At 68.2% G+C, this 12,230-nt stretch carries 14 protein-coding genes; 7 read left to right on the plus strand and 7 right to left on the minus strand.

The features are described from left to right. Positions 1 to 190: 190 nt before the first annotated feature. Together KAK03_RS25545 and KAK03_RS23745 are read right to left on the minus strand one after the other, a co-directional pair. Positions 191 to 802, minus strand: a complete 612-nt coding sequence (locus KAK03_RS25545) for a DUF4304 domain-containing protein (protein WP_210857165.1) — start codon at positions 800 to 802, stop codon at positions 191 to 193. Between the two features lie 123 nt (positions 803 to 925). Further along, positions 926 to 1,465 (minus strand): hypothetical protein, encoded by a 540-nt coding sequence (locus tag KAK03_RS23745; protein ID WP_210857166.1) that lies wholly within the window; start codon positions 1,463 to 1,465, stop codon positions 926 to 928. A 310-nt stretch (positions 1,466 to 1,775) separates the two neighbouring features. On the opposite strand from KAK03_RS23745, the gene KAK03_RS23750 reads away from it, so the two are divergent. The 7 genes from KAK03_RS23750 to KAK03_RS23780 all read left to right on the plus strand — a co-directional run bounded on the left by KAK03_RS23750 (position 1,776) and on the right by KAK03_RS23780 (position 9,467). Beyond that, positions 1,776 to 3,359, plus strand: coding sequence for a cytochrome D1 domain-containing protein (locus tag KAK03_RS23750; RefSeq protein ID WP_310738720.1), 1,584 nt, complete (start codon positions 1,776 to 1,778; stop codon positions 3,357 to 3,359). Between the two features lie 124 nt (positions 3,360 to 3,483). After that, positions 3,484 to 3,810, plus strand: coding sequence for a chaperone NapD (locus tag KAK03_RS23755; protein ID WP_210857167.1), 327 nt, complete (start codon positions 3,484 to 3,486; stop codon positions 3,808 to 3,810). A 111-nt stretch (positions 3,811 to 3,921) separates the two neighbouring features. Beyond that, the gene (gene napA, locus KAK03_RS23760) at positions 3,922 to 6,471 is read left to right on the plus strand and encodes a nitrate reductase catalytic subunit NapA (protein ID WP_210857168.1); all 2,550 of its coding nucleotides are present in this window, start codon (positions 3,922 to 3,924) and stop codon (positions 6,469 to 6,471) included. 114 nt (positions 6,472 to 6,585) lie between these two features. Further along, positions 6,586 to 7,380, plus strand: coding sequence for a ferredoxin-type protein NapG (gene napG, locus KAK03_RS23765; RefSeq protein WP_210857169.1), 795 nt, complete (start codon positions 6,586 to 6,588; stop codon positions 7,378 to 7,380). Continuing rightward, positions 7,377 to 8,291 (plus strand): quinol dehydrogenase ferredoxin subunit NapH, encoded by a 915-nt coding sequence (gene napH, locus KAK03_RS23770; RefSeq protein ID WP_310738722.1) that lies wholly within the window; start codon positions 7,377 to 7,379, stop codon positions 8,289 to 8,291. The genes napG and napH overlap by 4 nt, the downstream gene beginning before the upstream one ends. After that, positions 8,291 to 8,767 carry a nitrate reductase cytochrome c-type subunit gene (locus tag KAK03_RS23775; RefSeq protein WP_210857170.1) on the plus strand — a complete coding sequence of 159 codons (477 nt, stop codon included), beginning with the start codon at positions 8,291 to 8,293 and terminating at the stop codon, positions 8,765 to 8,767. The genes napH and KAK03_RS23775 overlap by 1 nt, the downstream gene beginning before the upstream one ends. Before the next feature lie 16 nt (positions 8,768 to 8,783). Continuing rightward, positions 8,784 to 9,467 carry a NapC/NirT family cytochrome c gene (locus KAK03_RS23780; protein ID WP_210857171.1) on the plus strand — a complete coding sequence of 228 codons (684 nt, stop codon included), beginning with the start codon at positions 8,784 to 8,786 and terminating at the stop codon, positions 9,465 to 9,467. A 3-nt stretch (positions 9,468 to 9,470) separates the two neighbouring features. Here the strand turns inward: KAK03_RS23780 and KAK03_RS23785 are convergent, their stop codons facing one another. From KAK03_RS23785 to KAK03_RS23805, 5 genes are all read right to left on the minus strand, one after another. Then, the gene (locus KAK03_RS23785) at positions 9,471 to 9,737 is read right to left on the minus strand and encodes a hypothetical protein (RefSeq protein WP_210857172.1); all 267 of its coding nucleotides are present in this window, start codon (positions 9,735 to 9,737) and stop codon (positions 9,471 to 9,473) included. 31 nt (positions 9,738 to 9,768) lie between these two features. Then, positions 9,769 to 10,266, minus strand: coding sequence for a DUF922 domain-containing protein (locus KAK03_RS23790; RefSeq protein ID WP_210857173.1), 498 nt, complete (start codon positions 10,264 to 10,266; stop codon positions 9,769 to 9,771). 109 nt (positions 10,267 to 10,375) lie between these two features. After that, entirely contained in the window at positions 10,376 to 10,867 is a 492-nt protein-coding gene (locus KAK03_RS23795; protein ID WP_210857174.1) for a hypothetical protein, read from the minus strand. Between the two features lie 35 nt (positions 10,868 to 10,902). Then, positions 10,903 to 11,409, minus strand: coding sequence for a ferredoxin-type protein NapF (napF, locus tag KAK03_RS23800; protein WP_210857175.1), 507 nt, complete (start codon positions 11,407 to 11,409; stop codon positions 10,903 to 10,905). Between the two features lie 10 nt (positions 11,410 to 11,419). Then, entirely contained in the window at positions 11,420 to 12,166 is a 747-nt protein-coding gene (locus tag KAK03_RS23805) for a Crp/Fnr family transcriptional regulator (protein WP_210857176.1), read from the minus strand. Between the last annotated feature and the right edge of the window lie 64 nt (positions 12,167 to 12,230).

Consider the following 12,230-nt stretch of genomic DNA (forward strand, 5'->3'; position numbering starts at 1 on the left):
TTCGCAGTTCCGCCAATGCGGCTTGAAAAGGTGCGTTGGAATGCATCGCGGGTCGTCTATGCGGCCTAACGTTCGAGCTGAGCCGCGCACACCGGCATGGCGCTTGGCCCGCTGGACGGATGATGACCTAAGCCGGGAAGCGGGCCAAGTGCCATGACGGTGAGCGTCGGTTCCAGCGAAGGGTTAGGCGTCATGTCGCTGCGAGCACACGTAGTTCCGACTCGAGCGCGGTAGCCGAGCCTACGTGCTGAACTGCATACTGGGCAAATTCGCGGGACTCATCCGATCTTCCTTGCAGCTTTCTGATCCTGGCGAGGGCTAAGCCAAGTCGGACTTTGGTAGTTCCAAAACCTTGCAGGTCGTAGGTACCGGACGAGAGTGCCTCAGGTGTGATTGCGTTCAGGTCCGCGCATGCGAGCTCAAAGTAGCGGCGCCCAAAGTGTGCGTACACGGATGCCGCTGATTCAACGGCGGTGAGCATGGATGCGTGATCCGGTTCATGCTTCCACCACCTGTCTGCGTTTGAGTCTGAGAGGCGGCGCCGAAACTCGCAGTGCGCTTCGCTCATCTTCTTCGGGTCGGGCGGATTCCCAGCGAGGTCAGGTGCCGAGGCGAAGTGAATTCCCAGATTCACAGCGAAGGACCCACCGTATCTTGACCCTTGCACGGTGATGATCTGAATCCACGGGCCCACGCACTGGTGGAAGCGGCGCCCCGAGCCTACGAAGCCTTCAGCCCGAAGAAGTGGCGCTAAGGCCAATCGAATTGCGGATTCGAGGCGCGGCGGAGACGGGTTGTTCATGACGCCTAACGTTCGAGCTGAGCCGCGCACACCGGCATGGCGCTTGGCCCGCTGGACGGATGATGACCTAAGCCGGGAAGCGGGCCAAGTGCCATGACGGTGAGCGTCGGTTCCAGCGAAGGGTTAGGCCGCATTCAGCACCTGTCGCGTTTCATCGGAAACCTGAACCATGGATGAACTATCCACTTCACGCTGCAACGCCGCGCGAGCCTCTGGAGTGAGCGGCGATGCCGGCGAAAGAAGAAGCTCGAGCTTCTCCATCGAGGCGAACCAAGATGCGCCTTCTGCAAGGGCGCACTGGTACATGCTTTCTGCGCAAGCTTCCAAGCTTGCATCATTTGGGTCGAAGGAGAAGTTGTACAGCCTTCGATTTGGGATCTGCGGATCTTCGATCGCGTCGGACGACGGTCCGTTCAAGTGGGCTGCGGGGAAGGTATCGGTTCTAACGCGAATCCCGAAGTGCACTCTGAATGATGGTTCGAACGAGTACTTGTGAATGTGAACGAATTCGATCACAAGCGTCTTGTGGCGAGTGAAGAAGCTCGTCTTTGTGCGCTGAAAGCCGAGCGACTTGAGCTTGTTCGAGAGGAGGCGCATCACCTTCTGAGCATTGCGCGATTCCAGCTTCTTCTCGGGAGATCCGGGCGCAGCGTAGGTAGGCATTGGATGTCGGCTATGCGGCCTAACGTGTTTTGGGGATCAACAGCCTGCGCCACTATTGGACCACTGCGCCCTAAGATGGCCGCCGCTGGCAGTCGCAAGTGCCTGTCGCATCTGTCTTTTTCCCTGGTTTGACTGGATATTTATCCAGTATTAAATTCGACGCGAAAACCGGCGCCTGTTACAAACCATTCTGCAGTCCTGGCCTGCATTTGCCAAGGGCGGCCCTGGGGCTGCCGCAGGGCTGGCAGATCGACTCAGAACCTGAACCGGTTCAAGGCCAGTCGCGTCGGTGGTGCCTAGAGTCCGCGGCATGAGCCCTTCGACACTGCTGGCCCGGCTTGGCCTGGCCCTGATTGGCGCGCTGCTGGCACCCTGGGCGCTGGCCCAGGCCCTGCCCGACGCCCCTGCGTTGTTTCGTCAGCACTGCGCCAGTTGCCACGGCGACCAGCGCACCGGTGGCATGGGGCCGGCCCTGCTGCCCGACAGCCTCGAGCGCCTGCGCCCGGCCGACGCGCAGCGCACCATCGCCCAGGGGCGCGCCGCCACGCAGATGCCGGCCTTCGGGGCCCAGCTCACGGCCGATGAGATCACGGCGCTCGCCAGCTGGATCTACCAGCCGGTGTTGCCCGCGCCCCGCTGGACTGAAGTCGACATCCGCGCCTCCCGCGTGGCGCTGGACAGGGCCGACGCGCTGCCGGCGCGGCCGCTGTGGCAGGCCGATCCGATGAACCTGTTCGTGGTGGTGGAGGGCGGCGACCACCATGTGTCGCTGGTCGATGGCGACCGTTTCGAGGTGATCCACCGCTTTGCCAGCCGCTATGCGCTGCACGGCGGGCCGAAGTTCACGCCCGACGGGCGCTATGTGTTCTTCGGCTCGCGCGATGGCTGGATCACCAAATATGACCTGTGGAACCTGACGGTGGTGGCCGAGGTGCGCGCCGGCCTGAACATGCGCAACCTCGCCGTCAGTGGCGATGGCCGCTACGTGATGGCGGCCAACTACCTGCCGCGCACGCTGGCGCTGTTCGACGCGCAGCTGAACCTGGTGCGCAGCTTCGAGGCCACCACGCTGGACGGCCAGACGGCCAGCCGCGTCTCGGCGGTGTATGACGCGGCGCCGCGGCGCAGCTTCATCGTCGCGCTGAAGGACCTGCCCGAGCTGTGGGAGATCTCCTACGACCCGCAGGCCGCGCCCATCTACGACGGCCTGGTCCACGACTACAAGATGGGCGAGGCCATCGCCAGGCCCGGCTTCCTGGGCGTGCGCCGCACCCCGCTGGACGAGCCGCTGGACGACTTCTTCTTCGACCAGCGCTACCGCCATGTGCTGGGCGCCACGCGGCCGAAGACCGCGACCGGTGCCGCCACCGCGCAGGTGGTGAACCTGGACATCCGCCGCAAGGTGGCCGATCTGCCGCTGGCCGGCATGCCGCACCTGGGCTCGGGCATCACCTGGGCCTGGAAGGACACCACCGTGCTGGCCAGCCCCAACCTGAAGGGCAGCGGGGTGGACGTGATCGACATGGCCACCTGGAAGCCGGTGGCCACGATCGCCACGCCCGGCCCGGGCTTCTTCATGCGCAGCCACGAGTCCAGCCGCTACGCGTGGACCGATTCGATGATGAGCCCCACCGCCAGGGACACGCTCACGCTGATCGACAAGGCCACACTGCAGCCGGTGGCCACGGTACGCGAGCCCGGCCGCACGCTGGCCCACATCGAGTTCACCAGGGACGGCCGCTACGCGCTGGCCAGCCTGTGGGAGATGGATGGCGCGCTGATCGTCTACGACGCGGCCACGCTGAAAGAGGTCAAGCGGCTGCCAATGAGCAAGCCGGTGGGCAAGTACAACGTGTGGAACAAGATCAGCCGCAGCGAAGGCACCTCGCATTGACCCGCGCTGCCGCCGCCCGCCTGAAAGCTATATGGCATATGTAGCTTATTGATGGATATCAAGGCAGGCTCGGCCTCCAGCCGGCACAGTCACGCCTCAGAGTCTGGAGACCGAGGAGACACCCATGAGCATCCTGGGCACGGTGGTGCGCACCCGTCCCGAGCACGCCGCCCCCGTGGCACAGCGCTTGTCGGCGCTGCCCGGCGTGGACCTGGCGCTCAACCCCGGAGACGGCCGCCTGGTGGCGGTGATCGAGGACGCGATGCTGGACGGCCAACCCGTCAGCGCCGCCGCCACGCTGGCCCAGGTGGCGCAGTGGCCCGACGTGATGGGCACCTCGCTGGTCTACGAGTATTCCGGCCCCGATGCGCCACCCCCCGAAGGCAGCGACGCCATCGACTACCGCGCCTGGCGCGACAGCCTGGCGCCCGCCCGTCGCACCCCGACTTGAACCGGTTCAAGGACAGCCCGAGGCTTGTTCCCTAGCCTCGACCCTGAACCCCTGATCCCTTTCCCAGATGCCCGCCGCGCCCCGCGCGCAGCCCGGGCAGGAGACCCCACCATGCAAGCCAACCGCCGTGACTTCCTGAAGGCCCAGGCCCTCGCCGCCAGCGCTGCCGCCGCCGGCATCCCCATCGTCGCCGAGGCCGCCCCCGCCGCCGACAAGGCCGCCGCCGCCACCGGCGTGCGCTGGGACAAGGCGCCCTGCCGTTTCTGCGGCACCGGCTGCTCGGTGATGGTGGGTGTGCAGGACGGCCGCGTGGTGGCCACCCAGGGTGACCCGGAAGCGCCCGTCAACCGCGGCCTGAACTGCATCAAGGGCTACTTCCTGTCCAAGATCATGTACGGCAAGGACCGGCTGCAGACGCCGCTGCTGCGCAAGAAGAACGGCGTCTACGACAAGGACGGCGAGTTCACGCCCATCAGCTGGGACGAAGCCTTCGACGTGATGGCCGCCAAGTGGAAGGAGGCCATCAAGGCCGAGGGCCCGAACGCGGTGGCCATGTTCGGCTCCGGCCAGTGGACGATCTGGGAAGGCTACGCCGCCGCCAAGCTGATGAAGGCCGGCCTGCGCACCAACAACCTCGACCCCAACGCGCGCCACTGCATGGCCAGCGCCGTCACCGGCTTCATGCGCACCTTCGGCATCGACGAGCCGATGGGCTGCTACGACGACATCGAGCAGGCCGACGCCTTCGTGCTGTGGGGCAGCAACATGGCCGAGATGCACCCCATCCTGTGGAGCCGCATCACCGACCGGCGGCTGTCGGCGCCGCACGTCAAGGTGGCCGTGCTGTCCACCTTCGAGCACCGCAGCTTCGACCTGGCCGACAGCGGCATGGTCTTCGTGCCGCAGACCGACCTGGCCATCCTGAACTTCATTGCCCACTACATCATCACGAACAAGAAGGTGAACACCGAGTTCGTGAAGAAGAACATCAACTTCAAGCAGGGCGCCACCGACATCGGCTACGGCCTGCGTCCGGTGCACGCGCTGGAGAAGGACGCCACCAGCAATGGCTACCCCGGCGCCGACGGCAAGCCCAAGGGCAACCCGAACGACGCCACGCCGATCAGCTTTGACGAGTACGCCAGGTTCGTCAGCGAGTACACCGCCGAGAAGGTCAGCGCGCTGTCCGGTGTGCCCGTCAAGCAGTTGGAGGACCTGGCCAAGCTCTACGCCGACCCGAAGACCAAGGTGGTCTCGTTCTGGACCATGGGCTTCAACCAGCACACCCGCGGCACCTGGGCCAACAACCTCGTCTACAACATCCACCTGCTGACCGGCAAGATCAGCACGCCGGGCTCCGGGCCGTTCAGCCTGACCGGCCAGCCCAGCGCCTGCGGCACCGCCCGCGAGGTGGGCACCTTCGCCCACCGCCTGCCGGCCGACATGGTGGTCACCAACCCCGAGCACCGCCACCACACCGAGGAGATCTGGGGCCTGCCCGAGGGCACCATCCCCGACAAGATCGGCCTGCACGCCGTGGCGCAAAGCCGCGCCCTGAAGGACGGCAAGATCCGCTGCTACTGGACCAGCACCACCAACAACATGCAGGCGGGTCCGAACATCAACGGCGAGATCCTGCCGGGCTGGCGCAACCCCAAGGCCTTCGTGGTGGTCAGCGACCCCTACCCCACCGTCAGCGCGATGGCGGCTGATCTGGTGCTGCCCTCGGCCATGTGGGTGGAAAAGGAAGGCGCCTTCGGCAATGCCGAGCGACGCACCCAGTTCTGGCGCCAGCAGGTGGCCGCACCCGGCCAGGCCCGCTCCGACCTGTGGCAGATGATGGAGTTCGCCAAGCGCTTCAAGGTGGAAGAGGTCTGGCCGGCCGAGCTGATCGCCAAGATGCCCTCGGTCAAGGGCAAGACGCTGTTCGACGTGCTCTACAGGAACGGCAAGGTCAACAAGTACCCTGTGGCCGACCTGGGCAAGGTCAACGGAAAGTACATCCAGGGCTACAAGAACGCCGAGTCCGAGGCCTTCGGCTTCTATGTGCAGAAGGGCCTGTTCGAGGAATACGCCGAATTCGGCCGCGGCCACGGCCACGACCTGGCCAGCTTCGACACCTACCACGAGGCCCGCGGCCTGCGCTGGCCCGTGGTGGACGGCAAGGAAACGCTGTGGCGCTTCCGCGAGGGCTATGACCCCTACGTCAAGGCCGGCGAGGGCCTCAGGTTCTACGGCCACAAGGACGGCAAGGCCAACATCTTCGCCCTGCCCTACCAGCCCGCGGCCGAATCGCCCGACAAGGAGTTCGACCTGTGGCTGTGCACCGGCCGCGTGCTGGAGCACTGGCACACCGGCAGCATGACGCGCCGTGTGGCGGAGCTGCACCGCGCCGTGCCCGAGGCCGTGGTCTTCATGCACCCCGATGACGCGCAGGCGCGCGGCATCCAGCGCGGCATGCAGGTCAAGCTGGCCTCGCGCCGCGGCGAGATCACGCTGGCGGTCGAGACCAAGGGCCGCAACAAGGTGCCGCGCGGCCTGGTCTTCGTGCCCTTCTTCGACGAAGGCCGGCTGGTCAACAAGCTGACGCTGGACGCCACCTGCCCGATCTCCAAGGAGACCGACTTCAAGAAGTGCGCCGTCAAGGTGGTCCGCGCCTGAGGCCTGAGCTGATGCGAATCGAAGCGTTTTCGCGCGCCCGGCGCCGGGCCGCCCCAAGGCGGGCGCGATCCCCCCGGGAGATCGACCGGCGTACCCGCCGGGCGAGGGGCTGACATGCAACGTCGTGAACTGATGCAGGGCGCCGCGAGCGCCGCCACCGCCGGCCTGATCGCCGGCGGCGCGGCCCTGGCCGGCCGCCCGGCGCTGGCACGACCGGCCCAGGCGCTGCGCCCGCCCGGCGCGCTGGATGACGCGCGCTTCCTGGCCGCCTGCGTGCGCTGCGGCCTGTGCGTGCGCGACTGTCCACCCCAGAACCTCAAGCTCAGCCAATGGGGCGCCGGCATGGCCGCTGATGTGGCGATCGGCACGCCCTACTTCGTCGCCCGCGAGATCCCCTGCGAGATGTGCGAGGCCGTGCCCTGCGTCAAGGCCTGCCCCACCGGCGCGCTGGACCCGCAGCTCACCGACATCGCCCAGGCCCGCATGGGCACCGCGGTGCTGATCGACCAGGAGAACTGCCTGAACTTCCTGGGCCTGCGCTGCGATGTCTGCTACCGCGTGTGCCCGCTGATCGATCAGGCGATCTCACTGGTCAAGGTCAGCAACCCGCGCTCCGACCGCCACGCGATGCTGCTGCCCACGGTGAATGCCGCGCAGTGCACCGGCTGCGGCAAGTGCGAGAAGAGCTGCGTGCTGGAGCAGGCCGCGATCAAGGTGCTGCCCACCCAGCTGGCCCGCGGGGAGCTGGGCCACCACTACCGCAAAGGGTGGGATGCCGCCAACCGCGCCGGCCGGCCGCAGTTCGATGCACCGGTGCAGCGCCTGCCCGAGCACCCGGTGCCCGGTGACCTGAACCCCTTGCGCTCAGGCGCAGCGCCCTACGCCGGCGCCTCGGAGGCCGCAAAGTGAGCAGCGCGCCGCTGTCACCCGCCGAATCGCGCAGCTTCGGTCTGAAGCGTGCCGCCACGGTGCAGCGCCCTGGTGCCGCCGCCGTGCAGGACAAGGGCTGGCTGGCCGCGCACCGCTGGTGGCTGCTGCGCCGGCTGACCCAGCTGGCGCTGCTGGCGCTGTTCCTGGCCGGGCCGTGGCTGGGCGTGTGGATCGTCAAGGGCAACCTGTCCAGCAGCCTGACGCTGGGCGTGCTGCCGCTGACCGACCCCTTCGTGCTGGCCCAGACACTGGCCAGCCGCCATGTGCCTGAGCTCTCAGCCCTGGTGGGTGCCGGCATCGTCATCGCCTTCTACGCGCTGGTGGGTGGCCGCACGTTCTGCGCCTGGGTCTGCCCGGTGGGCGTGGTCACCGACACCGCCGCCTGGCTGCGCCGTCGCCTGCACATCGGCACCGGCCGTGCGCCGCGCGGCGCGCTGCGCCACTGGCTGCTGGGCGCGGTGCTGCTGGCCAGCGCGCTGGCCGGCCTGCCGGCCTGGGAGGCCGTGAACCCGGTCAGCATGACGCAGCGTGCGCTGGTCTTTGGCGGTGGCATCGCCTGGGGCATCACCGCCGCGGTGTTTCTGTTCGACCTGCTGGTGGCACCGCGCGGCTGGTGCGGCCATGTCTGTCCGCAAGGCGCGCTGTACGCGCTGATCGGCCAGGCCTCGCTGCTGCGCGTGTCGGCCCGCCACAGCAGCCGCTGCAACGACTGCGCCGACTGCTACGCCGTCTGCCCGGAGCCGCAGGTCATCCCGATCGCGCTGAAGGGCAAGGGCGGCGCCTCGCCCGTGATCCTGGACGCCGCCTGCACCCACTGCGGCCGCTGCATCGATGTCTGCGGCCCCGACGTCTTCACCCTGACCCACCGATTCGACACCCGGAGATCCTGATGAGCACGCTGATCAACACCTTTGCCAAGTTGCTGCTGGCCGCCGGGCTCGTATGGATGGGCGCCGACCTGGCCAGTGCCGCCGACGCGCCCGCGCCCACCGGCCCGGTCAAGCTGCAGGGCCTGCGCGGCGGCACGCCGCTGAACCAGGACAACGCCCCCACGGCCATCAAGCAGGAGCGTGACCACGCGCCCGCGGACCGCGACTTCATGCAGCAGCCGCCGCTGATCCCGCACACCATCAGCGGCTACCAGATCACCAAGAACTTCAACAAGTGCATGGACTGCCACTCCTTCGGCAAGGCCAAGTCCAGCGGTGCGCCGCGGGTGAGCGTGACGCACTTTAAGACCCGCGACGGCCAGGAGCTGGACAACATCAGCCCGCGCCGCTACTTCTGCACCCAGTGCCACGTGCCGCAGACCGACGCCAAGCCGCTGGTGGAGAACACCTTCCAGCGTGCCCGTGGCATGCAGTGAGGCGGGAGCACACGCCATGACCGACACCACCGCCAAGACCGGCCTGCTCGCCCGCTGCTGGGCCTTCGTCAAGACCCCCACCTTCGGCCTGCTGGCCATCGCCTTCCTGGGCGGCGTGATCTTCTGGGGCGGCTTCAACACCGCGATGGAATGGACCAACCGCGAGGCCTTCTGCATCTCCTGCCACGAGATGAAGGAGAACGTCTACGTCGAGTACCGCAACACCATCCACTACAACAACCGCACCGGCGTGCGCGCCACCTGCCCCGACTGCCATGTGCCCAAGGAATGGGGCCCGAAGATCGTGCGCAAGATCCAGGCGAGCAACGAGGTGCTGCACAAGATCCTGGGCAGCATCGACACGCCCGAGAAGTTCAACGCCAAGCGGGCCGAACTGGCCGGCCATGAATGGGCGCGCATGAAGGCCAACGACAGCCAGGAATGCCGCAACTGCCACAACTTCGCGTACATGGACTATGCCGAGCAGAACCAGCGCTCGGCACGTCGCCACCAGGAGGCGGTCAACGCCGGCCAGACCTGCATCGACTGCCACAAGGGCATTGCCCACACGCTGCCGGCGATCGAGCAGAACATCGGCGCGCCGAAGGACGAGCCGGCGCAGCTGCCGCCCGCGGCGCCGGTGAAGCCGGCGAACACCGCCGCCAGCGCTGCGGCCGGGGCCGACAGCGCGGCGCGCTGAGCCTCAGCGGCCGTTGCCCAGGTCGGGAATCACCACCAGGCCGAAGGCGCCGTAGCTCACCACCTTGTCGTTGATGGTGGTGTACGAGGCCACGCCCAGCGTGTAGTAGGTCGACACCAGCGCCGCCAGTCCGCCCAGGCCCAGCACGCCGGCGATCTGGCTGCGCTCGGCGATCTCGGCCTTGAGCTTGGCGCGGTGGCTGTCGGCGCCCGGGTTGGTGGCCAGGGCCACGCCCAGCAGCACCAGCACGGCGATCAGGAACTTGGTCATGGGGCGATGGTAGCGGGTGGCGGGGGCGCCGTCAGGCGTCCTCGTCCAGCTCCACGCCTTCCTTGGCGCCATGGCCGCTGCTGCGGTCGTAGCTGTCCTGCGCCTTCTGGGTGTCGGTCTGGGCTTGTTCGATCAGCGCGTTCAGCGCGTCGGCGTCCAGTTCCTTGGCCGACTCGATCGCCTTCTTCAGCGCCGCCGCACCGGCCACCTGGATGTCGTGGTGCTTGTACTCGTGGGCGGACAGCTTCTTCAGCATCGCATCCCACGAGGCTTTCTGCGGCTTGGTGGCCTTGCTGTAGCCGGCCCAGGTGGGCAGCTCGATCACCGGGTTCAGCTCGATCGTGACGCTGGTGACCTGGCCCTCACTGTCGACCTTGCCACCGCTCTTGAAGTTCTGCGTGGCGTCGTACAGGCCCCATTCCTCGCGCCTGTCCAGGTTCTTGCGCACCTCGGCCAGCGTGTCGCCCTTGACGGTGTACTTGCTGACCTTGGGGGTGTTGACCTTGACGCTGACGCTGCGCTTGCCCATGGCCGCTCTCCTGTGTGAAGTCCAGCCATGCTAGGGACACGGCGCCAGCCGCTGTACCCCTAAGGCGCGGCCGCGGCAGGGGGAGCCGCGGCGGCCCGTGCCGCCGTGCTCAGCGGCCTTTCCGGCTGAAGAAATTGGCCCGCAGCGCCGGCTGGCCCGCGTCGTTGAAATAGGCCACCGTCTCGGTCATGGCCTGGCCGTCGGCGGAGACGGTGTAGACCCGGGTCGAGGCGGGCTGACCGCCGCGGGCGAGCTGCAGCACCAGCACGCCGGGCACCGGCTGGGTGAAGGCCGCGGTGTCGGCCTCGAGGTTGCCGCTGACCGGCGCCGCCGAACCATCGAGCGTGTTCACGCCCTCGGCGCGCAGGGTCTGGCCGGCGGGGTCGACCACCTCCACCGTCATCGCCAGGCGCGACGGCCCGGCCTCGGCGAAGCGGATGCTGACGCTGCGCGGGCGCATGGCCTCTGGAATGGGCAGCCGCGACAGGTCGACCGACCAGGTGCCCAGCAGGGGCGAGCGGGCGACCTCCTGGGCGGAGGCCGGGGGCGGAGAGACGGCCAGCAGAGTGGCCAGCGCGGCGGTCAGGAAAAGGGTCTTCATGCCGGCACCATGCCACGGCCGCCGGGCCGCGTCCATCAGGCCCGCTGCGGACCGGGCTGGGCCAGCGTGATCGCCCCGACCGGGCAGGGGGCGACACACGCACCGCAGCCGCTGCACTGGTCCAGCGCCACCTGCAGCCGCCAGACGCCACCGGGCTGCGGCCGAAAGCGCAGGGCCCGTGCGTCGCAGGCCTCGGCGCAGACGCGGCATTCCACACCGCGCTCGGCCAGGCAGTGGGGGGCCACCTGCACCCGCTCGGCAAAGGGCTCGGCGGCGCTGCGGTCCAGCGCGCCGCTGGGACAGGCGGCGCGGCAGTCGCCGCACAGGCTGCAGCCGCGCTGCGTGAAGCGGATCTCGGGAAAGCCGCCGTCGCCCGCCATCAGCACCTGCTGCGGGCAGGCGCGCAGGCAGTCGCCGCAGCGGGTGCAGCGCGCGGTGAAGGCGGCATCGGGGCGCAGCGCCCAGGGCGGCCGGGGGGGCGTGGGCGGCTCGTCACCGCGCGGCAGCGTGCCGCGCAGGAACAGGCGCCGGCGTGGGTCCATCAGCGCACGCTCACTGCAGCGGGTGCCCCGCCAGGCGAGCCGGGTCCGGGATCAGGATGTCGCGCTTGTCGATCGTGATCAGGCCCTGCGCGGCCAGTTCGTGCAGCACGCGTGAGAAGTACTCGGGCGTCAGCGACAGACGCGAGGCGATCGTGGCCTTGCTGACCGGCAGAGACACCCGGTGCTCGCGCGGCGGCAGCGGCATCGGCGTGCCACCGGCGTCGGCCAGCGTCATGCCGGCAGCGTCCTCGGCGTGGTCGGGCAGGTCGCGCAGCAGGTAGCCGATGACGCGCTGCATGCCGCTGTGCAGCGCATAGGCTTGCACGTCGTGGACCAGGCCATGCAGCCGGCGCGAGATGCCGGCCAGCATGCGCAGCGCAAAGCGCGGGTCGTTCTCGATCTCGCGCAGCACCGCGGCCTTGCCCACCGACAGCAGCAGCGTGTCGTTCAGGGCCTGGGCGTTGATGATGTAGGGCTTGCCGGTGAACATCAGCGCTTCGGCAAAGCTGTTGCCGGGGCCGACCAGCTCGATCACCTTTTCCTGCCCGGCCGGCGACAGCGCGAACAGCTTGACCTGGCCCATCACGGTGACATGCAGTTCCTCGCAGGGCTCGCCCAGGCGGAACACGTCCTCACCGCGCGCGAAGCGGCGCAGCCGGCAGCCTTCGGCCAGGCGCTGCAGCTCGGGCGGCGTCATCTCCTGGAACAGCGGCAGCACCGCCAGGTAGCGGGGAATATCGAAGTGGCGCCCTTCCATCGGAGTCTCCTGCGGCCCTGCGCCGAGGCGCCATTGTGGTGGGTCGCTGCCGCTCATGTCTTGA

The sequence above is a fragment of the Ideonella alba genome (assembly GCF_018069845.1).
GTDB lineage: Bacteria > Pseudomonadota > Gammaproteobacteria > Burkholderiales > Burkholderiaceae_C > Ideonella > Ideonella alba.